Below are 21,566 nucleotides of genomic sequence, written 5' to 3'. Positions count from 1 at the left end.
AGAGAAAGACATTGGCCATGGCGGAGCAGCCTCTTCTTCTGGCCCTCGATCAGGGCACCAGCAGCTCCAGAGCCGCGCTGTTCAGCAGCTCCGGAGATCTGGTGATCAGCGCCAGTGCGCCGCTGCCGATTTCCTACCCCGCCGATGGATGGGTGGAACAGGACCCGATGGCGATCTGGACCAGCCAGCGGCAGGCCCTGGTGCAGCTCGATTCGAAGCTCAGCGAACCACAGCGCAAGGCAGTGGTGAGCTGCGGCATCACCAACCAACGGGAAACCACCCTGCTCTGGCGCCGCAGCAATGGCCTCCCCTGTGGCCCGGCCCTCGTCTGGCAGGACGGCCGCACCGCCGCCATCTGCGAGGCCTGGAAGCAGCAGGGACTGGAGCAGGAGTGGTGCCGGCGCACCGGTTTGCTGCTCGACCCCTACTTCAGTGCCAGCAAGATCCGCTGGATGCTCGATCACTACCAGGACGCCCAGGCTGCCGCAGCCAGCGATGACCTCTGTTTCGGAACAGTGGAGAGCTGGCTGCTCTGGCAACTCACCGGCGGGCAGCGCCACGGCAGTGACATGAGCAATGCCAGCCGAACATTGCTGATGGACCTGGAGCAGCAGCGCTGGGTGGATGACTTCCGAGAGTCCACAGGGCTCCCCGCCAACGCTCTGCCCGAACTGCTTCCCTGCCGCGGGGAGTTCGGGCACATCACTACGGATCTTCCCTTCGCAGGCCTACCGATCCAGGCGATGCTCGGCGACCAACAGGCCGCCACCCTGGGCCAGCTCTGTCTGCAGCCCGGAGAAGGCAAGTGCACCTACGGCACGGGAGCCTTTCTGGTGATCAACACCGGTGACGTCATCCGCCGCTCGGATGCGGGGCTGCTCAGCACCCTCGGCTGGACCGATGCCGCCGGAACACCCAGCTTCTGCCTGGAGGGAAGTCTGTTCAACGCCGGCACCGTGATCCAGTGGCTGCGGGATGGGCTGCAGATCATTGATCAGGCCCCTCAGGTGAACGAACTGGCGCGTTCAGTGCCGGATTCGGGAGGGGTGATGCTCGTGCCCGCCTTCACCGGCTGGGGAACACCTCACTGGGATCCCCAGGCACGCGGCGTTCTGGTGGGCCTCACCCGCGACAGCGGACGCGGTCACATCGCCCGAGCAGCGCTGGAGGGAATCGCCCTGTCGGTAGCGACTTTGGTGGAACTTGCCGAGCAGGCCCTTGGCACGGGCCTGGGTGAACTGGCGGTGGATGGTGGCGCCGCGGCCTCGGATCCTCTCCTGCAGGCACAGGCCGATTGCACCGGTCTGACGGTGCGGCGTCCCGCCAGCCTCGAGAGCACCGCCCGGGGGGTGGCGCTGTTCGCAGGCCTTCAGGCTGGGGTGATCAGCGACCTGGAGCAGCTCGCAATCGCACGGAGGGACGGCGCGGAACTGTTCCACCCACAGATGGGTGCATCCGAGCGCCACCGGTGGCGCTCACGCTGGCAGGACGCCGTCTCCAGAAGCCTGGGGTGGCATGGCTGATCACCAGGTTGACCTGCTGGTCATCGGCGCCGGCGCCAGCGGTGCCAGCGTGGCCTATGAAGCAACACGACGGGGGCTGAGCGTGGCCCTGCTCGAGGCCGGAGACATCGGCGGTGGCACCAGTTGCCGCAGCACGAAGCTGCTTCATGGAGGGGTGCGCTACCTGGAGCTAGCCTTTAAAAGTCTGGACCTGGCCCAGCTGAGGCTGGTGCGGGAAGCCCTGCTCGAGCGGAGCCACTGGTTGACCCAGGCACCATTCCTGGCCCGACGACTGGAGCTGGCCCTGCCCACACAACAGCTCTGGGGCCAGGCCTACTACAGAGTTGGGCTGGGGGTGTACGACGCCCTGGCCGGTCAGCGAAGCATCGGCCACAGCCGACTGCTGTCCCAGCAGCAGATGCGTCAGGCCCTGCCTCTGCTGAAGGCGTGTCAGGGCGGCGTGGCCTACAGCGACGGACAGTTCGACGATGCACGCCTCAACCTGCTGTTGGCCCTTACCGCCGAGCAACAGGGGGCAACCCTGCGCACCCGTTGCCGGGTGGTGGAGCTGGAGACTGGCGGCATGGGCCAGCTCAAGGCCGCCATCAGTGAATCCGCCACCGGCCAACGGGAACGCTGGTGTGCCTCGGCATTTGTGAATGCCACGGGCATCCGGGCGGATGAGATCCGCCAGATGGCGGAGGCTGATGCCCCTCCTCGGATGCTCACCAGCCGTGGGGCCCACATCGTGCTGGAGCAGAACCTCTGCCCGAAAGGTGTTGGGCTTCTGGTGCCATCCACCGCGGATGGACGCGTGCTGTTCATGCTCCCCTTCCACGGCCGCACCCTGGTGGGGACGACGGATGAAGCCTGCAGCAAAGAGAACGCCACATCCCCCTCTCCAGAAGAGGAGGCCTACCTGCTCAACTACGTGCGTGACTGGTTTCCCCAGCTCCAGGGTCCGAAGGTGAGCAGCCGATGGGCGGGGGGACGCCCGCTGCTGAAGCCAGCGGACCAGGGCCTGGACAGCAGCCGTGTGGTGCGGGAGCACGAGGTGGAAACGCTGGCCTGCGGCCTGGTGAGCGTGATGGGGGGCAAGTGGACCACCTGCCGGCCGATGGCTGAAGACACCCTGACCGCAGTGGAACGCCAGCTCGGCCGGGCGCTGCCACCCCCTGAACCGATGCCGCTGCGCGGGGCAACGGAGTCGTTGCAGGCAACCCTGGACGGCCTTCAACGCCAGAAACACCAACTCGAGGCCCTGCTCCCCGATACCGCCCTACGGACTGCGCAAGTCGCCCATCTCCAAAGCACCTATGGATTGGACGGCTTGGCTTTGATCGAACGGGCCGAGCCCAGCCGACGCGAGCCCATCAGCCCAGTGATCCCCCTCTGCGGCGCAGAGCTGGACCACGCCATTCAACGGGAACATGCGCGCAGCAGCAGCGATGTGCTGGCCCGCCGCTGCCGTCTGGCCATGGTGGACCTGAACGAGGCCGAACGGCTCAGGCCCCAGGTGGAGGCCCTGCTGGATCAGGCAGCCGTGGCGGCGGGCTCCACCTCTCCGATCAACCACCAGTTGAATCCATAGGGAGGAAGGTTCACAAACCACTCCGCTGCGGCAGGCGGGAACTCACAGCCCCACATCACCTCACGGGTGCGCTCGCCGGTCCACTCCGACAGATCCAAACTGAGAGAGGCTCCAGCAGCGGTGACATTGGCGGCCACGAGCACCGTCATCGCCTCGGTGCAGCGGAGATACACCAGCACTCCGGGGTGGGGGCTGTACAGCAAGCGGAAGCTTCCATGCCGCAGAGCTGGCAGCAGCCGGCGGCAGGTGAGCATGCGCCGATGCCAATTCAGCAGCGACCCGGGCAGCTGCTTCTGCACCTCCACATTCACTACGCGGTAGTCGTAGCCGGGAGCGGTGATGGGGGGCAGCACCAACAGCGGATCAGGGGCCGTGGAGAAGCCACCGTTGCGAGCCGGCGTCCAGGCCATCGGCGTGCGATTGGGATCGCGGTCCCGCAGACCGGGCCAGTCGCCCATGCCCAGTTCATCGCCGTAATACAGACATGGCATCCCCGGAAGGCTGTAGAGGAGCCCATGCAGCAACCGGTTGGAGCGTGGATCGCCATTGAGAAGAGGAGCCAGGCGGCGATTGATGCCCCAGTTCAACCAGTGCCCCTGCCCCTGGGGCAGGCCCACCCGGATGGTCTGAATCACCTCATCGCTGACGAGATGACCATCCCCCAACCAGAGTTCATCGTGATTGCGCAGGGGCAGGGCCCAGCGGGGGCCGGATACCGCCTGCTCAGCTTGCATCAGACACTCTCCGAGCTGTTGGGTGCGGCCACTGGCAATGGCGGCAAACAAATGAGCGGTGAGCACGAAGTTGAAGGCGCCGTGCAATTCGTCATCCGCCAAGTAGGGAGCGGCCTCCTCCACCGGCTGAATCGCCTCTCCCAGCAAGAGCACATCACGGCCATGGGCATCCACCCGCTCCCGCAAACGCGTGAGGAAGGCATGGGTTTCCGGCAACCCCTCGCAGCGGGTCCCCTCTGACTCGAACAGGAACGGAACCGCATCCAGACGGAACCCGTCGACGCCGCGATCCAGCCAGAAGTCGACCACCTCCAGCATCGTGTCCTGCACCCAGGGGTTCTCGTAATTGAGATCGGGTTGATGACGCAGGAAACGGTGCAGGTAGTACTGCTCGGCAACCGGATCCCACTCCCAGTTGGAAGCCTCAAAGTGCCGGAACAGAACCGGTGCCTCGGCGTAGCGCTTGGGGTCGTCGCTCCAGACGTACACATCCCGTTCAGGACTGCCCTTAGGAGCCCAGCGGGCCCGCTGGAACCAGGGATGCAGGTCACTGGTGTGGTTCAGCACCAGGTCCAAAATCACGCGCATGCCCTGGCTGTGGGCCGCCGTGAGGAACCGATGGAAAGAGGAGAGATCCCCCAGATCCGGATGGATTCCGGTGAAATCGGTGATGTCATAGCCCCCGTCCCGCAGGGGGGAGGGATAGATCGGGGTCAACCAGAGGGTGTTAACCCCCAGCCAACGCAGATAGGGCAACCGTGCCGCAAGCCCCTTGAAATCACCGGTGCCATCGCCATTCCCATCGGAATAGCTGCGAACGATCAGCTGATAGATGACCGTCCCTGACCACCACGTAAGCGCTGGGGTCATCCCCCGGTTGCAGATTCACCACTGCTAGACCCGACTGGCCTGATCGTCAGCCCTGTGGCCCTCACCCAAACGCAACTGAGCCGGATGAAGGAGCTCGTGGGGGCTGGGCTGACCCGTCCCCTGGCCTGGCGCCGAGAGCAATTACAACGGCTCTCCGCCCTGGTGGAGGAGCACGAATCGGAGGTGCTCGAGGCCCTCGCCGCCGACCTCGGCAAACCACCCACCGAAGCTTTTTTTGAGCTGGTGGCCCTGCGACAAGAGCTCAAGCTCACCGGCCGACAGCTGGAGCGGTGGATGCGCCCGCGCCGCGTGGCTGTCCCCCTCTCACTACGCCCCGGCCAGGCCAAGGTTGTACCGGAACCACTCGGGTGCGTTCTGATCATCGGCCCTTGGAACTATCCCTTTCAACTGACGCTGCGGCCCTTGATCAGTGCCCTGGCTGCTGGCAACACGGCCGTGCTCAAGCCTTCGGAACACGCCAGTGTCATCGCGGATCTGATTGCACGGCTGATCCCTCAACACTTCGAGCCTGAGGTGGTGCAAGTGGTCCAGGGAGATGGTGCCGTCGCAGCCAACCTGGTGGCCATGCCCTTCGACCACATCTTTTTCACCGGTGGCGGCAGCATCGGCCGGAAGGTGCTGGAGGGGGCCGCTGCCCACCTCACGCCGGTAACCCTGGAACTGGGGGGCAAGAGCCCCGCCATCGTTCTTGAGGGTGCCGACCTCACGGTTGGGGCGCGTCGCTTGATCTGGGGCAAGGGGATCAATGCCGGCCAGACCTGCATCGCTCCAGACCATCTGCTGGTGGCACCCGCCCTGCGTTCACCGCTGCTGAAGGCGATGGAGGAGGCCCGAACGGAGATGTATGGCGCCGATCCCCTCAACTCGAATGAGCTGGGGCAGATCATCAATGAGCGCCAGTTCAATCGGCTGGAGCAGCTGCTGGAGACCGCCAGAGCGGATGGGCGCATCCTGATCGGAGGCGAAATCAGCAGGGAGCAGCGGCGCATCGCCCCCACCGTGATTCGTGTGAATGACCGCAATGATCCGCTGATGGCCGAGGAATTGTTCGGCCCTCTCCTGCCTGTGCTGGTGCTCGAGGACCTCACCACAGCCCTTCAGGAGATCCGCCAAGGCCCCAAACCGTTGGCGCTATACCTGTTCGGCGGTGATGAGGCCCAGCAACAGCAGGTGCTCACCACCACCAGTTCAGGCGGTGTCTGCCTGAACGATGTTGTGATGCAAGCCGGGGTGCCACAACTGCCCTTCGGCGGCGTCGGTGCCAGCGGGATGGGCAGCTACCACGGCCAAAGCGGCTTCGACACGTTCAGCCACCACAAGGCGGTGCTCAAGCGCCCCTTCCGCTTTGATTTCAAGCTGCGCTACCCGCCCTACCAGGTGGATCTCAACCTGCTGAAGCGGCTGGCAGGATAAGGCGCACTCATCACCAGCACATCCCTTCTGCAGCAGGTGCTCTGGGGGACTGGCGCTTTACCTCAGGCACCGTATCTTGCGGGCATCTGCCGGAGACGAATGCGCCGTACCGCTCTTGCCGCCCTGCTGCTGACGGCCTGGTTCCCCCTTTCAGCCATGGCTGCCTCGGTCACGGTGCGGTCCGGCGAAACACTTTCAGATATCGCTAACCGATACGGGGTGAGCGTTGGCATGTTGATGCGGATGAATGGGATCCGCAATCCAGACCTTGTGCAAGCCGGGAGCCGCCTGCGGGTGCCAGGCCCCACCGTGACTGCAGGCCCGGGCCGCCATCGCGTCAACAGCGGTGAAACCCTCAGCAGCATTGCCAACCGATACCAGGTCCGCAGTCGCGACCTCATGGCCCTCAACAACCTGCGCAATGCCAACCACGTTGAGGTCGGCCAGACCCTGCGACTTCCGAGCAATGCCGTGATGCCCCGTCCGGCCTTTAAGCCGGTGGCTGTGACCCCGATCCCTGGAGCCACGGAACACACCGTTGCCAAAGGGCAGACCCTCACGCAGATCGCCAAGGCCTACAAGCTGCCGGTGGCCAGCCTGATCAGCATCAACCAGCTGATTGACCCCAACAAAGTGGAGGTGGGCACGCGCCTCTACCTGACCGATCCCTCCCTCCAGAAACCCATCACCACCCAGGTGCAGCCGGCAACAACGAAACCGGTTCAAGCCAAGGCCGAGCCCGTGCAAACCAAGGCCGTGCAAACCAAGGCCGTGCAAACCAAGAAAGTGCAAACGAAACCGGTTCAGGCCAAAAAACCGGTGGTCAAGGCCAAGCCGGTCGAGGCCGCCAAGCCCAAGCAGACCCTGGCCAAATCGGCTGACTGGCGCACCTATGGCCCGCTCCAGGTGGACTGGGGCAACTGGCAAGCCATGGGTGGCAGTCAAGTGGTCCCCACCCTCAATGCCCAGGGGCAGGCCCTTTATCTGGCTGTGAACTGTTCCGCCAAGAAGATCAATGCCACCGGTGCCAATGGGAGCTGGAAAACCTGGGAAGCACCGAAGAGCCGCTTCGAAAAAGACCTGGTGAAGGACCGCTGTCAGCTCAAGGCCTGATCTGAATCAGGCGGCGTAATCGAGCGGCCAGGGGGAATCCAGGAATCTCCGGCCGCTTTCGCGGAGATAGAGCCGCTGAGCACCGTCGTTGCTTTCCTGGATCAACTCCTCTTGCACGAGCCGACGGGCCAACCAGGTCCAGCGGTCGTAGCGGCCGGGCTCATGCAGGTCCAGGTGCTCTCCAAGGCGACGCATCTCCGTGCCGTCCTGCTCGGCCAGATGGGCCAGGAGCGTTTCCACCTGGGCGGACCAGTCGCGTCGTTTGGGGGACTCCATGCAGCGATCGCAGCGACCACAGGGACCGACCAACTCGCCAACCGCAAGCAGCAACGCCTGTTCACGGCACATCTCACCCTCCGCGACGGCCTCCATGCGCCGCAGCTGCTGCTGCGCCAGGTCCAGGCGGCGACGGTCCTCCAGGGCGTTGCTGCCCCGGGCCGAGGCCTGCATGGCCCAGCCCAGGCTGGTGCGATCACCTGGCGAAAACAGCACCTGGCAATGGGCCGGTTTGCCATCTCGGCCGGCGCGCCCCGATTCCTGCAAATAGCCCTCAGGCGTGGCTGGCAGATCGAGATGAAGCACTAGGCCCACATCGCCACGGTCAACGCCCATGCCGAAGGCCACCGTCGCCACCAGCACAGGCCGCTCGTGCTCGAGAAACAGCTTCAGAGCTTGCTGCCGGGTCTCCGGATCCAAGCCGGCGTGATACGGCGTTGCTGCAACCCCTTGATCACTGAGACGTTCCGCCCACTGCTCCACGGAACGACGGGTGCGGGCATAGATCAGCGCAGCACCACGGGACATCTCCAGTGCCTCCAACAACTGGGGCATGGGATCCCTGGGCCGCCGCTGCATCGTGTAATGAAGGTTGTCCCGGCGGGCCGAACTCACCTGCACGAGCGGGCGACGCAGATCCAGCAAGCGAATGATGTCGGCCCTCACCCTTGGGGCTGCCGTCGCGCTGAGGGCCAGCATCGGCACTCCCGGGCAGAGGCTACGGATCTGACCAAGGCGGCGGTAATCGGGGCGGAAGTCATGCCCCCAGGCACTGATGCAATGGGCTTCATCCACCGCCAGGGCCACCAGTCGGCCCTGCGTGGCATGACGTTCCAGCATCAGCCTTGTCTGCTCACCCTGGAGTCGTTCCGGCGCGATGTAGAGCAGGCGCAGTGTGGCGTCCCGCAGCTGCTCCAAGGCCTGCTGGCGTCGGGCGGGCTCGAGTCCGGCATGCAGGCAGGCCGCAGCGATTCCCCGTCGCTGCAGGGCCATCACCTGGTCCTCCATCAGTGCCACCAACGGTGAGATCACCACCACCAGGCCCTCGCGCACTAGGGCCGGCAGCTGATAACAGAGCGATTTGCCACCACCGGTGGGCAGCACCGCAAGCGCGTCCCTGCCGGCCAGCACGGCATCCACCACGGGCCGTTGCCCGGGGCGGAAGCCATCCCAACCGAAGTGGGTATGCAGTGCACGCTCGAGCGAAGCCAGAACACACCAGATGTGGAGACTTCAGATTATCGAGCACAAGATCTGGTGTCAGGCCAGCGGCGGGGGATCCAATTGATCGGGGGACTCCTCCACCAGCTGGAGCCGCACCCGCTTGCCGCCAGCCAACTCTCCCAACGACACTCGCAAGGTGGCACCGCTGAGGGTCTGCAGGGCATTCAGCACATCGCGGAGGTAAGGCGTGCTGCTACCGCTTTCAACCCAAAGCCGCTCCTGGAGCCCCCCCAAGCGCCGCCAGGAGGTGTGCAGCTTCAACACCGCGGACTCAAGGGCCTGGGCCTGTCCCACCGCATCGGCCAGCAAGCCAAGGGCATCCAGGCGCTGGGCCTCCTGCATGGCGCGGTCAAGATCCAGTTCCCCCTGCTGGAAGGCCCGCACGGCAACACCCGACTCGGTTGCCTTGGTGATCCAGCGCGCTGTGCTGGTGACGTCCTTGATCCGATCAAGTTCGGGCTCATCGCGGAGCACCTTGCGCAGATCTTCCTGCTGCGGCTCAGGCAGCTTGGCCAATTCCCGCACCAGGGGAGCTACCGCACGGGGTGGCAGAAGGTTCTCCTGGGTGCGCTGACGAATTTCTTCCGGCAGCAAAGGGCTCGTGGCCGCCGTGAATTCATCCGTAAGGCGGCGCACCTGCTTGCGGGTGATTTCCTGCCCCTCGTTGGCAGCCTCAGAAATCATCAGCTGCACTTCAGGAACCGCCTGGGCGGTTTCCATAAAGGCCCGCTTTGAGAACTGATTGACGCTGCTCTCCTCCAGGGTGCCGTCGCTGAGCATGCTGTCGGCGGATTCCGCCAGTTGAATCAAGCCGTAGGCGCGGGTCTTGCTGATTTCCCGCTCCCGCAGCCACTGCAGAAATCCGGCGCCCCGGGCTTCACCACCGCGCTTTTCCTTGTCCCGCACAGCGCGGAGGATGCGACCGCGCCAGATCTCGGTCTGAAGATCAAAGCGATCGCAGACGGCCCAGGCCTGTTCGAGGCGGGCCAGAAATTCCATCGTGCTGATGTCGTCCTGCTCTGGGTCCGGCAAATCCAGCTGAAGCAGCGACGGATCTGGATCAAGGGCAATGGAACTGGTCAAAGGGACGCTGACAACGAAGGGACGACATTCTGTGACGCAGCGGTCATCACCATCCATTCCACGAGATACGCTCCAATTGCATCTCCTTATGCCCAGCGATGGCGATCACCCGCGGCGCCAAGGTGCGCATCAAGCGTCCTGAGTCCTACTGGTTCAACGAAGTTGGCACCGTTGCCTCCATCGACACCTCGGGAATCCGCTACCCCGTTGTCGTTCGCTTCGAGAAGGTCAACTACAGCGGCCTGCAAGGCGTTGACGGTGGCATCAACACCAACAATTTCGCTGAAGCTGAACTCGAGCCGGCCTGAGGCCGTTGCCTGAACTCCCTGAAGTCGAGACGGTCCGCCGGGGACTTGCAGACCGTCTTGTCGATTTCAAAATTGCGCAGGTTGAAGTCTGCCGACCAAGGGCGATTGCCAGCCCTGGAGGTCCCGACGAGTTTGTTGCTGGCCTCTGCGGCACAACGGTGGGGCAGTGGCATCGCAGAGGGAAATATCTGATGACAGCCCTGGAGCCCGAGAGCGGTGTTTGGGGTGTTCATCTGCGCATGACCGGCCAATTCCAATGGCATGAGCAGCCCTCAGAACCGTGCAAACACACCCGTGTTCGCCTCTGGAACTCCAAAGAGGAGGAGTTGCGCTTTGTGGATGTGCGCAGCTTCGGAGAAATGTGGTGGGTGCCTCCGGGTCAGGCGATTGAAGAGGTGATCACAGGCTTAACGCGACTCGGCCCTGAACCCTTCAGCGCCGACTTCTCCGCCAGTTATCTGAAGCAGAAACTCAAGGGCAGCAGCCGACCGATCAAAACAGCGCTCTTGGACCAAGCCCTGGTGGCCGGGGCGGGCAACATCTACGCGGATGAATCCCTTTTCGCATCAGGCATCGCCCCCTTCACGCCAGCAGGGCAGCTGAATCTCCAACAACTGGAGAGGTTGCGAGATGCCCTGGTCAATGTGCTGACCATCAGCATTGGAGCCGGTGGCACTACCTTCAGTGATTTCCGCGATCTCGAGGGGGTGAATGGCAACTACGGCGGCCAGGCCTGGGTCTACCGGCGTGGAGGGGAACCCTGCCGCAACTGCGGAACGACCATTCAAAGAGAGAAACTGTCCGGCCGAAGCACCCACTGGTGCCCGACCTGTCAGAGCTGATTGGGCAGCGGAAGCTCCGAGAGAACCTCCCGATAGGGAGGACGAAGCACGCCGAACTCGGTGATGAAGCCCGTCACCAGATGAGCTGGGGTGATGTCGAAGGCAGGATTCCAAACCTGGGCCCCGGGAGCCGCGACATCCATGCCTCGCACGTGGGTGATCTCCTCTGCATCGCGTTCCTCAATGGTGATCGCTTCCCCATCAACCGTCGCTCGATCAATGCTGCTGCCGGGAGCGCAGACATAGAAGGGGATGCCATGGGCTCGGGCCACGAGCGCCAGGTTGTAGGTGCCGATCTTGTTGGCAACATCGCCATTGGCAGAGACACGATCACAGCCCACCATCACGGCATCCACCTCACCCCGGCGCATCAGCAATCCACTGGCTCCATCAACAATCACGGTGCAGGGAACCCCGAGACAACCCAATTCCCAGGCAGACAGAGCAGCACCTTGCAAGCGGGGACGCGTTTCATCCAGCCAGGCATGGCGGAGCAGGCCACGGGCATGGGCGGCTGCAATCACCCCCAGGGCGGTTCCAACGCCTCCTGTAGCGATCGCCCCCGTATGGCAATGGTGCAAGACCCGGCAGCCCTGAGCCAACAGGGAAACGCCGTGATCCACCAGCCTCTGTGTCAGAACACAATCCTCACGCTGAAGCGCAGCGGCCGCATCAGTGAGCGCTTCAACATCAACCGAAGCAGAAGAACCCATGGCCGCCTGCATCCGATTGAGTGCCCAGCGAAGGTTGACGGCGGTTGGCCGTGATGCACGCAGGCCTCGGAAGGCAGTGAGGAGGTCATCACCGGAGCGTGCAGCCAGAACAACCCCCCAGGCCGCCGCGATACCGATCGCGGGTGCACCGCGCACTGCCATAGAGGAAATCGCCTCAGCAACCTGCTGCCATCGGCGCAATTGCATGAAGACCACAGCACCGGGCAGTTGTCGCTGGTCCAGCAACTCCAGGTGATCACCGCTCCAGCGGCAACTGGGGGGAAGCGTCAATGCACTTGGGCCTCTGTGTCCTGTATAGAAGACGGAGGGATAAGCGGATCGTGACCGCAAACCAAACCCAGCGCGAACGATTGACTGAGGTGATGCGAGGCTTCCACCGACGCGGCTGGTGCGATGGCACTGGTGGGAACTTCAGCGTTGTGCTGCAGCATCAACCCCTGGAGTTGCTCATGGCACCCAGTGGTGTGGACAAGGGTCAGGTGCCTGCCGATCAGCTCATTGTTGTGGATGGGCAAGGCAAGGTATTAACGGGCAAGGGGAAAGCCAGTGCCGAAACAGAGTTGCATCTGCGCATTGTTGAAGCGACCCAGGCAGGAGCTGTACTACACACCCATTCCGTCCCAGGAACGGTGTTATCCCGCCATTACGAGACCACAGGAGGGATTGCCTTGGAGGGCTGGGAAATGCTGAAAGGATTGGTCGGAATCAACACCCACGCCTGCTGCATCACCATCCCCGTGATTAGCAACAGTCAGTCAATGGATGAGCTTTGCGATGCCATCGCGCCCTTTCTGGAAACCGCACCCTGCGGGTTTCTCGTGGCCGGACATGGCCTTTACGCGTGGGGGGCGGACCTGGATGCGAGCAAACGACACCTGGAAATCCTGGAATTTCTTTTGAAGGTGAATTTGAACCAAATGCAGATCGGAGATCAATGATGAATCAACAACATTTGCTGCTCGACATCGAGGGAACGACATGCCCAGTCAGATTTGTCAGCGACACTTTGTTTCCCTTCGCCAAGAAAGAACTCAGCAGATACATCACACAAAACTGGGACAAAAGACCTCACAGCAAGTCCATCCGAGCGGCTTGGAAAGAATGGATGGATGACCAATCTGCCGAAAGCATGATTATCAAACAACAAGTTACGCAATGTGAAATAGAGGAAGTTGAAGGGTTAATTCAATACCTCAAACACCTGATTTCAATTGACAGAAAGTCAACAGCTCTCAAAGATCTGCAAGGAAAAATCTGGGAATACGGCTATGGCAATGGCGAGCTCAAATCTCAACTGTTCCCGGAAACTGCGGTATGCCTGCGCCAATGGCACGAACAGGGATTGACGCTATCCGTGTATTCATCGGGCAGCATTCAAGCCCAGAAACTGCTTTACAGACACAGCTTAAATGGTAATTTAGAAGATCTTTTCAGCCACTGGTTTGACACACATACAGGCCCTAAAAAATCTGCGGAGAGCTATACAACAATCGCCAAGCAGCTCCAAAGCTCGCCCAACAAAATTTGGTTTGTGAGTGACAACGGAGATGAATGCAATTCTGCCCGCTTGGCAGGAATGCACACTCTCTTCAGCCTTCGCGAGGGAAATCCCGACCGAGACCCGCGGGATCACAAGGTGGTTCACTCACTCCGCGAGGTAAGTGCCCTCCTAATAGCAGAACAATAGACAACAAAAAAGCCACCTCAAGATGAGGTGGCTTTTTCGTGGATGGTGATGGTGATTGCTTCTGCAATCAGCACATCATCAACCTATTTGGAGAATGTTTTACCTGGCATCGAGCTATTTTCTCAGGGGGCTACCCCCCAAATATCGTCGCCGCTGATGCGTTTCACAACCGAGTTCGGGATGGATCGGAGTGGGACCACACCGCCATGGACACCAGGATAGATAAACATTCTCAAGGGGTGAACCCTGAGAACTGCATAGGATCTGCAGCGAATACTGCGCGTCTGAATCAAACAAAGAAATGAGTCTTCAAGCAAGAACCAAAATGTTGGTCAAGCCCTCGGTCTATTAGTACTCCTCTGCTGCATCCATTACTGGACTTCCACATAGAGCCTATCAACGGGTGTTCTTCCCGTGACCTTACTGGGTTACCCCATGGGAACACTCATCTTGAGGTGGGCTTCCCACTTAGATGCTTTCAGCGGTTATCCACTCCGCACATGGCTACCCAGCGTTTACCGTTGGCACGATAACTGGTACACCAGAGGTGCGTTCCTCCCGGTCCTCTCGTACTAGGGAGAAATCCTCTCAATGTTCCTGCGCGTACACCGGATATGGACCGAACTGTCTCACGACGTTCTGAACCCAGCTCGCGTACCGCTTTAATGGGCGAACAGCCCAACCCTTGGGACCGACTTCAGCCCCAGGTTGCGATGAGCCGACATCGAGGTGCCAAACCTCCCCGTCGATGTGAACTCTTGGGGGAGATCAGCCTGTTATCCCTAGAGTAACTTTTATCCGTTGAGCGACGGCCCTTCCACTCAGAACCGTCGGATCACTAAAACCGACTTTCGTCCCTGTTCGACTTGTAGGTCTCACAGTCAAGCTTCCTTCTGCTTTTGCACTCGTCAGCTGATTTCCAACCAGCCTGAGGAAACCTTTGTGCGCCTCCGTTACCTTTTAGGAGGCGACCGCCCCAGTCAAACTGCCCACCTGATACTGTCCGCTCCCCGGATAACGGGTGAACGTTAGAACCCTAGCTCTGAAAGAGTGGTATCTCACCAGTGACTAACTCATAGCCGCAACCATGAGATCAACGTCTCCCACCTATCCTGCGCATTCAGAGCCCGGGCACAATACCAAGCTACAGTAAAGCTTCATAGGGTCTTTCTGTCCAGGTGTACGTAGTCCGCATCTTCACAGACAATTCTATTTCGCCGAGCCTCTCTCCGAGACAGCGCCCTGATCGTTACGCCTTTCGTGCGGGTCGGAACTTACCCGACAAGGAATTTCGCTACCTTAGGACCGTTATAGTTACGGCCGCCGTTCACCGGGGCTTCAGTCGCCAGCTTCGCTTACGCTGACCGGCTTCCTTAACCTTCCGGCACTGGGCAGGCGTCAGCCCCCATACATCGTCTTGCGACTTAGCGGAGACCTGTGTTTTTGGTAAACAGTCGCCAGGGCCTCTTCACTGCGACCACCTTGCGGTGGCACCCCTTCTCCCGAAGTTACGGGGCCATTTTGCCGAGTTCCTTAGAGAGAGTTACCTCGCGCACCTCGGTATTCTCTACCACCCCACCTGTGTCGGTTTCGGGTACTGGCAGTCATGCCTTAACGGGTATAGAGCTTTTCTTGGAAGCTTGACGTCACCAACTTCGCTGCCGTAGCAGCTCGTACTCACGCCTCAGCTCGGAACGTTTTCACCGCTCCTCAACGCCTCGAACGCTTGAACCAGTAACCAACATCTGGCTTGGCTAGCCTTCTCCGTCCCTCTTCCCAAAACATGACCGGTACAGGAATGTTGACCTGTTATCCATCGACTACGCCTTTCGGCCTCGCCTTAGGTCCAGACTAACCCTCCGCGGACGAGCCTGCCGGAGGAACCCTTAGGGTTTCGGTGCATGGGATTCTCACCCATGTTTTCGCTACTCAAGCCGACATTCTCACTTCTATGCAGTCCACGCCCGCTCACGCTAACGCTTCGCCCCACATAGAACGCTCCCCTACCATAAAAATCCGCAGCTTCGGTACAACACTTAGCCCCGTTCATTTTCGGCGCAGGATCGCTCGACCAGTGAGCTATTACGCACTCCTTTGAGGATGGCTGCTTCTAGGCAAACCTCCTGGTTGTCTATGCAATCCCACCTCCTTTATCACTTAGTGTTGATTTGGGGACCTTAGCTGGCGGTCTGGGCTGTTTCCCTCTCGACCATGGAGCTTATCCCCCACAGTCTGACTGCCTCGCTACACACAGGGTATTCAGAGTTCATCTCGATTTGGTACCGCTCTCGCAGCCCGCACCGAAATGGTGGCTTTACCCCCCTGCTGGAGCACGAGACGCTACGCCTCAACGTATTTCGGGGAGAACCAGCTAGCTCCGGGTTCGATTGGCATTTCACCCCTAACCACAGCTCATCCGCTGACTTTTCAACGTCAGTCGGTTCGGACCTCCACTTGGTATCACCCAAGCTTCATCCTGGCCATGGTTAGATCACCCGGGTTCGGGTCTATAAACACTGACAAGCGCCCTATTCAGACTCGCTTTCGCTATGGCTCCACCATTTCCGGTTTAACCCGCCAGTGCCTATAAGTCGCCGGCTCATTCTTCAACAGGCACACGGTCACCCTATAAGTAGGGCTCCCATTGCTTGTAGGCTCACGGTTTCATGTTCTATTTCACTCCCCTCCCGGGGTTCTTTTCACCTTTCCCTCGCGGTACTGTTTCGCTATCGGTCACACAGTAGTACTTAGCCTTACGAGGTGGTCCTCGCGGATTCACACGGAATTTCACGTGCTCCGTGCTACTCGGGATACAGCTAGCTCAGTTCAGTTTTCGGTTACGGGGCTTTCACCCTCTGTGGCGTGCCATTCAAGCACTTCTCCTAACTTCCCTGATACACGTTGCTGTCCCACAACCCCGATACTCGAAAGTATCGGTTTAGGCTCTTCCCCGTTCGCTCGCCGCTACTTAGGGAGTCGTTTTTACTTTCCTTTCCTCCAGCTACTAAGATGTTTCAGTTCGCTGGGTTGGCTCGTGCCAGCCTATGAATTCAGCTGGCCGTATTAAGGGTTGCCCCATTCGGAAATTCCCGGATCAAAGCGTGCTTCCAGCTCCCCGAGACTTATCGCAGGTAACCACGTCCTTCATCGCCTCTGTGTGCCAAGGTATCCGCCGTGAGCCCTTTGTAGCTTGACCAATTAACCTCTTAAACGCTTACCGCCGTTGAAAGCAGATTCTCAAGTTTTTATTGCTAAAAACAAGATCAAACTCTGATTCGCTCGACACGAATCAAAGAACGTTTAAGAGTCTCGGCTCTTGCTCAAAAGAATTTTCATTGTTCTAGATCTAATCTCCCTTTCAGAAGATCAAATTCAAAACAATGCATCTGTAAGATGCTTTGTTTTTCCAGACTTCACCTATGCAGTTGTCAAGGTTCTGCTAGAACTTCAAATCAAATCATCAATTGCTTGTTAATTTGATTTGAGCCCAGCATCTTATCAACCAAATTAAAGGCTTAAACCTAAAACTTGGAATGACAGGAAGCTGGGTTCATCCAGCGGACACATCTAAATCACACTCCAATCGAGCTCAACTCCAAAAAATTGGAGATGGGAATCAAGTTCGGTCAGTGGAGGTTAGGAGACTCGAACTCCTGACATCCTGCTTGCAAAGCAGGCGCTCTACCAACTGAGCTAAACCCCCAACACCGAATGGGCCATCCTGGACTTGAACCAGGGACCTCACCCTTATCAGGGGTGCGCTCTAACCACCTGAGCTAATGGCCCAGGAGTCTCATCCCTTTTGGGGTGTGACCTAGACAAAGTTTAGGAACTGAAAATCTCCATCAAGCAATCAACAATGCTGCTGATCCTTAACTTCAAAGCTGAGGTACCGATCGACCTAAGGTGACAGGATTTCGGCCTAAGAATAAAAGCACTCAGGCATCAAAATCATTGTGTTGTCTCCCTGTTAGGAGGTGATCCATCCGCACCTTCCGGTACGGATACCTTGTTACGACTTCACCCCAGTCATCAGCCCCACCTTCGACGTCCTCCTCCACAAGGGTTGGAGTAACGGCTTCGGGCGTGGCCAACTTCCATGGTGTGACGGGCGGTGTGTACAAGGCCCGGGAACGTATTCACCGCAGTATGCTGACCTGCGATTACTAGCGATTCCGCCTTCACGTAGGCGAGTTGCAGCCTACGATCTGAACTGAGCCACGGTTTATGGGATTTGCTTGTCCTCGCGAACTTGCAGCCCTTTGTCCGTAGCATTGTAGTACGTGTGTAGCCCAGGATGTAAGGGGCATGATGACTTGACGTCATCCACACCTTCCTCCGGTTTATCACCGGCAGTCTCTCTAGAGTGCCCAACTAAATGCTGGCAACTAAAGACGTGGGTTGCGCTCGTTGCGGGACTTAACCCAACATCTCACGACACGAGCTGACGACAGCCATGCACCACCTGTCACTGCGTTCCCGAAGGCACTCTCCTGTTTCCAAGAGATTCGCAGGATGTCAAACCCTGGTAAGGTTCTTCGCGTTGCATCGAATTAAACCACATACTCCACCGCTTGTGCGGGCCCCCGTCAATTCCTTTGAGTTTCACACTTGCGTGCGTACTCCCCAGGCGGAACACTTAACGCGTTGGCTACGACACCGAGGGGGTCGATTCCCCCGACACCTAGTGTTCATCGTTTACGGCCAGGACTACAGGGGTATCTAATCCCTTTCGCTCCCCTGGCTTTCGTCCATGAGCGTCAGTGATGGCCCAGCAGAGCGCCTTCGCCACTGGTGTTCTTCCCGATATCTACGCATTTCACCGCTACACCGGGAATTCCCTCTGCCCCTACCACACTCAAGCCCAACAGTTTCCACTGCCATGATGGAGTTAAGCTCCACTTTTTAACAGCAGACTTGAAGGGCCGCCTGCGGACGCTTTACGCCCAATAATTCCGGATAACGCTTGCCACTCCCGTATTACCGCGGCTGCTGGCACGGAATTAGCCGTGGCTTATTCATCAAGTACCGTCAGATCTTCTTCCTTGATAAAAGAGGTTTACAGCCCAGAGGCCTTCATCCCTCACGCGGCGTTGCTCCGTCAGGCTTTCGCCCATTGCGGAAAATTCCCCACTGCTGCCTCCCGTAGGAGTCTGGGCCGTGTCTCAGTCCCAGTGTGGCTGATCATCCTCTCAGACCAGCTACTGATCGATGCCTTGGTGAGCCATTACCTACACCAACTAGCTAATCAGACGCGAGCTCATCCTCAGGCGAAATTCATTTCACCTCGCGGCATATGGGGTATTAGCAGCCGTTTCCAGCTGTTGTCCCCCTCCTGAGGGCAGATTCTCACGCGTTACTCACCCGTCCGCCACTAACCCGAAGGTTCGTTCGACTTGCATGTGTTAAGCACGCCGCCAGCGTTCATCCTGAGCCAGGATCAAACTCTCCGTTGTAGATCATTTCCTCTAAGACGTTTTCACGTCCTCAAAATGATTTGCGTCACCCATTACTCAGATCATTCTGGCAACAGTTGAGGCCTCCTTTCGCTGACACAAAAGGGTTCTTAAGAGTGCATCTCTAGATTTCTCTGTCAATGACTTTCCGGGATCTCAGATCCGGTTGTTGCTCCACAATTCGCACACCGGCAACAAGAGAGCTCGTGAAAACACTCTCGTTGCAGCGAATTGCTTCTTCGCAACGAAATTTTTTGACGGGACCTCACACCTTCATCGCTCTTTCATTCGGCTCCTCACCTCACCTCTCGGTTCGGCTCAGAACCAAACGCGATGAAAGCGTCAGTTCCTAAACTTTTCAATTGTCCAGGTGCGACCAAACTTCTCTTCACTCCCTTTCAGGAGATCGGTTGGTTGGTCATCGCGGCCTCTCGCGACCGCTTGAAGAACTTACAACACCGTGGGATCGCTCCCTCTTGGTCTCGTAAGCCGCCTCAGACACATCAAGACTTTCGCCTCAAGCGCTTCGGCTTGCACAGCAGCCTCTCGGCTCCCGCGCAAGACAAAACCATAACACCACACCTCCCAACGCGCAATGGTGATGCCGGCTGGAGATCTGAAGGGTTGCTTCCACTGGCGAAACCCGTTGCCAGAACTACGTTTCAGTAGGAGGTCACCGCGATGCCAACGCGTTTCACCGAACAAAGCCAGCGCTTCCGCCCCAACTCAAATGAAGGGCAGGTGCTGCAAAAGGCACGGGAACACTTCGAAGCCACGCTGATTGGCGTTCAAGGCGAACTCGCCGGCAGCGTTGCCGCGATGGAACATCGCCGCTCTGACGACGCCCTCAACTACGGCGAGATCTTCCTGCGGGACAACGTTCCAGTGATGATCTACCTGATGCTGGAAGGCCGCTTCGCCATCGTGAAGCAGTTCCTGAGCGTCAGCCTTCAGCTCCAAAGCACCAACGTTCAAACCCGCGGTGTCTTCCCCACCAGTTTTGTGGAGGAAGAGGGAGAACTGGTTGCGGACTACGGCCAACGCTCGATTGGTCGAATCACCTCAGTGGATGCAAGCCTCTGGTGGCCGATTCTCTGCTGGATTTACGTCAAACGCAGTGGGGACGTCGACTTTGGCCGGAGTCCTGAGGTGCAACGGGGGTTGCAACTGCTGCTGGATCTGGTTCTTCACCCCAGCTTCGAAGGCACACCAGTGCTGTTCGTTCCTGACTGCGCCTTCATGATTGACCGCCCCATGGATGTGTGGGGAGCTCCACTGGAGGTGGAGGTGCTGCTTTTTGCAGCGCTGCGCAGCTGCGTTGGGCTGATGGAACTCTGCCAACGCCATGAGAACAGCGTTCTTCTGGCGGAACGACTGCGGCTGAGCCGGCAGTGGACCCATGACTTGCGGCAGTTCCTGCTGAAGCACTACTGGGTGACCAGCAAAACAATGCAAGTGCTTCGGCGACGGCCAACGGAGCAGTACGGCGAAAACCAGCACCACAACGAGTTCAACGTTCAACCCCAGGTCATCCCCGACTGGTTGCAGGACTGGCTGGAGAACCGTGGCGGTTACATGATCGGGAACATGCGAACCGGACGACCGGATTTTCGCTTCTACTCCTTGGGGAATTCCCTGGCATCACTGTTCGGGTTGCTGACTGCACCACAGCAACGGGCCCTGTTCCGACTGGTACTGCACAACCGGGATCACCTGATGGCCCAGATGCCGATGCGCATCTGTCACCCCCCCATGGAGGGCGTGGAATGGGAGAACAAAACGGGTTCCGATCCCAAAAACTGGCCCTGGAGCTATCACAATGGAGGCCACTGGCCGAGCCTGCTCTGGTTTTTTGGAGCGTCCATCCTTCTGCACGAACGCCTGAATCCCCAGGCCGACGTGTTGCTGATGGGACAGATGAAAACGTTGATGGACGAGTGCTACTGGAGCCACCTCAACCAGCTGCCTCGTCAGCAATGGGCTGAATATTTCGACGGCCCCACGGGAACCTGGGTTGGGCAACAGTCACGCACGTATCAGACCTGGACCATCGTTGGCTTTCTGCTGATGCACCACTTTCTCCACATCAACCCAGACGACGTGTTGATGCTCAACCTCGACGAATCGATGGGTCACTGACCAACCACCAAAGCCATCTCATAAAAAACCCCGACTCAACGAGCCGGGGTCCATGCGATGCAGTCAAGCGAGTGATCAGAACAGTCCGAGGGTGAGAGACTTGTCGATAGGAAGTGCTGCACCAATACCGAGATAGATGGTGACCAAAGTTCCGGTGAGGAACACGGTCATCGCAACAGGACGGCGGAAAGGGTTCTGAAATTTGTTGAAGCTCTCGATGAAGGGGACGAGCATCAGGCCCAGGGGAACCAGGGTTTGCAGAGCAATACCCAGGAGCTTGTTGGGAACAACCCGCAGGATCTGGAAGACGGGATAGAGGTACCACTCAGGAAGAATTTCCAGGGGGGTGGCGAAAGGATCAGCCTTGTCGGCGAGCATCGCTGGATCCAGAACGGCCAGACCAACCACACACGCGATGGTGCCAAGGATCACCACCGGGAAGATGTAGAGGAGATCATTGGGCCAGGCGGGCTCTCCGTAGTAGTTGTGACCCATGCCCTTGGCGAGCTTGGCCCGCATCTTGGGATCGGAGAGATCAGGCTTTTTGAGAATGTGCATCGTTTAGTCCAGATT

14 protein-coding genes, 2 tRNA genes and 3 rRNA genes are annotated in these 21,566 nt (G+C 59.3%); 9 read left to right on the top strand and 10 right to left on the bottom strand.

The features are described from left to right. Positions 1 to 17: 17 nt before the first annotated feature. Together glpK and SYNCC9605_RS02530 are read left to right on the top strand one after the other, a co-directional pair. Positions 18 to 1,523, top strand: coding sequence for a glycerol kinase GlpK (gene glpK / locus SYNCC9605_RS02535; protein WP_011363506.1), 1,506 nt, complete (start codon positions 18 to 20; stop codon positions 1,521 to 1,523). Then, positions 1,516 to 3,093 (top strand): glycerol-3-phosphate dehydrogenase/oxidase, encoded by a 1,578-nt coding sequence (locus SYNCC9605_RS02530; RefSeq protein ID WP_011363505.1) that lies wholly within the window; start codon positions 1,516 to 1,518, stop codon positions 3,091 to 3,093. The genes glpK and SYNCC9605_RS02530 overlap by 8 nt, the downstream gene beginning before the upstream one ends. On the opposite strand, the gene SYNCC9605_RS02525 is transcribed toward SYNCC9605_RS02530, so the two are convergent. Next, positions 3,036 to 4,697 (bottom strand): alpha-amylase family protein, encoded by a 1,662-nt coding sequence (locus SYNCC9605_RS02525; protein ID WP_011363504.1) that lies wholly within the window; start codon positions 4,695 to 4,697, stop codon positions 3,036 to 3,038. The two genes, SYNCC9605_RS02530 and SYNCC9605_RS02525, sit on opposite strands and share 58 nt — an antisense overlap. 54 nt (positions 4,698 to 4,751) lie before the next feature. On the opposite strand from SYNCC9605_RS02525, the gene SYNCC9605_RS02520 reads away from it, so the two are divergent. After that, positions 4,752 to 6,131 carry an aldehyde dehydrogenase family protein gene (locus SYNCC9605_RS02520; protein WP_011363503.1) on the top strand — a complete coding sequence of 460 codons (1,380 nt, stop codon included), beginning with the start codon at positions 4,752 to 4,754 and terminating at the stop codon, positions 6,129 to 6,131. Between the two features lie 99 nt (positions 6,132 to 6,230). Then, the gene (locus tag SYNCC9605_RS02515) at positions 6,231 to 7,244 is read left to right on the top strand and encodes a LysM peptidoglycan-binding domain-containing protein (protein WP_011363502.1); all 1,014 of its coding nucleotides are present in this window, start codon (positions 6,231 to 6,233) and stop codon (positions 7,242 to 7,244) included. Between the two features lie 6 nt (positions 7,245 to 7,250). On the opposite strand, the gene SYNCC9605_RS02510 is transcribed toward SYNCC9605_RS02515, so the two are convergent. Next, positions 7,251 to 8,711, bottom strand: a complete 1,461-nt coding sequence (locus SYNCC9605_RS02510; RefSeq protein ID WP_049749412.1) for a RecQ family ATP-dependent DNA helicase — start codon at positions 8,709 to 8,711, stop codon at positions 7,251 to 7,253. A gap of 69 nt (positions 8,712 to 8,780) precedes the next feature. Further along, positions 8,781 to 9,884: a hypothetical protein gene (locus SYNCC9605_RS02505; protein ID WP_011363500.1), complete on the bottom strand. Its 1,104-nt coding sequence runs from the start codon at positions 9,882 to 9,884 to the stop codon at positions 8,781 to 8,783. 41 nt (positions 9,885 to 9,925) lie between these two features. Between SYNCC9605_RS02505 and SYNCC9605_RS02500 the strand changes: the two genes are divergently transcribed. Both SYNCC9605_RS02500 and SYNCC9605_RS02495 read left to right on the top strand, forming a co-directional pair. Continuing rightward, positions 9,926 to 10,135, top strand: a complete 210-nt coding sequence (locus SYNCC9605_RS02500) for a photosystem I reaction center subunit IV (RefSeq protein ID WP_006851563.1) — start codon at positions 9,926 to 9,928, stop codon at positions 10,133 to 10,135. 5 nt (positions 10,136 to 10,140) lie between these two features. Next, a complete protein-coding gene (locus SYNCC9605_RS02495; RefSeq protein ID WP_011363499.1) occupies positions 10,141 to 10,977 on the top strand; it encodes a DNA-formamidopyrimidine glycosylase in 837 nt (278 codons plus the stop codon). On the opposite strand, the gene mtnA is transcribed toward SYNCC9605_RS02495, so the two are convergent. Next, positions 10,968 to 11,981 carry an S-methyl-5-thioribose-1-phosphate isomerase gene (gene mtnA, locus SYNCC9605_RS02490; protein WP_011363498.1) on the bottom strand — a complete coding sequence of 338 codons (1,014 nt, stop codon included), beginning with the start codon at positions 11,979 to 11,981 and terminating at the stop codon, positions 10,968 to 10,970. The genes SYNCC9605_RS02495 and mtnA overlap by 10 nt on opposite strands. A gap of 50 nt (positions 11,982 to 12,031) precedes the next feature. On the opposite strand from mtnA, the gene mtnB reads away from it, so the two are divergent. Together mtnB and mtnC are read left to right on the top strand one after the other, a co-directional pair. Continuing rightward, positions 12,032 to 12,649 (top strand): methylthioribulose 1-phosphate dehydratase, encoded by a 618-nt coding sequence (gene mtnB / locus SYNCC9605_RS02485; protein ID WP_257929895.1) that lies wholly within the window; start codon positions 12,032 to 12,034, stop codon positions 12,647 to 12,649. Beyond that, positions 12,649 to 13,398, top strand: coding sequence for an acireductone synthase (gene mtnC / locus SYNCC9605_RS02480; protein ID WP_041435426.1), 750 nt, complete (start codon positions 12,649 to 12,651; stop codon positions 13,396 to 13,398). Before mtnB ends, mtnC begins: the two co-directional genes overlap by 1 nt. 101 nt (positions 13,399 to 13,499) lie before the next feature. Here mtnC and rrf read toward each other — a convergent pair. The 5 genes from rrf to SYNCC9605_RS02455 form a co-directional block, all read right to left on the bottom strand. Beyond that, a 5S ribosomal RNA gene (gene rrf / locus SYNCC9605_RS02475) occupies positions 13,500 to 13,616 on the bottom strand. 110 nt (positions 13,617 to 13,726) lie between these two features. Beyond that, positions 13,727 to 16,594, bottom strand: a 23S ribosomal RNA gene (locus SYNCC9605_RS02470). Positions 16,595 to 17,028: 434 nt separating this feature from the next. Next, a tRNA-Ala gene (locus SYNCC9605_RS02465) sits at positions 17,029 to 17,101 on the bottom strand. Between the two features lie 9 nt (positions 17,102 to 17,110). Next, a tRNA-Ile gene (locus tag SYNCC9605_RS02460) sits at positions 17,111 to 17,184 on the bottom strand. A gap of 184 nt (positions 17,185 to 17,368) precedes the next feature. Continuing rightward, a 16S ribosomal RNA gene (locus SYNCC9605_RS02455) occupies positions 17,369 to 18,854 on the bottom strand. Together the 16S, 23S and 5S rRNA genes with 2 tRNA genes alongside form the textbook arrangement of a ribosomal RNA operon. 681 nt (positions 18,855 to 19,535) lie before the next feature. Between SYNCC9605_RS02455 and SYNCC9605_RS02450 the strand changes: the two genes are divergently transcribed. Continuing rightward, complete coding sequence (locus SYNCC9605_RS02450) at positions 19,536 to 20,993, top strand: glycoside hydrolase 100 family protein (protein WP_011363494.1); 1,458 nt, start codon at positions 19,536 to 19,538, stop codon at positions 20,991 to 20,993. A 75-nt stretch (positions 20,994 to 21,068) separates the two neighbouring features. On the opposite strand, the gene petD is transcribed toward SYNCC9605_RS02450, so the two are convergent. Next, entirely contained in the window at positions 21,069 to 21,551 is a 483-nt protein-coding gene (petD, locus tag SYNCC9605_RS02445; protein ID WP_006851144.1) for a cytochrome b6-f complex subunit IV, read from the bottom strand. Positions 21,552 to 21,566 lie beyond the last annotated feature (15 nt).

The organism is Synechococcus sp. CC9605 (genome assembly GCF_000012625.1).
Classification (GTDB): Bacteria; Cyanobacteriota; Cyanobacteriia; order PCC-6307; family Cyanobiaceae; genus Parasynechococcus.
This window is presented reverse-complemented; position numbering and strand designations above follow the sequence as displayed.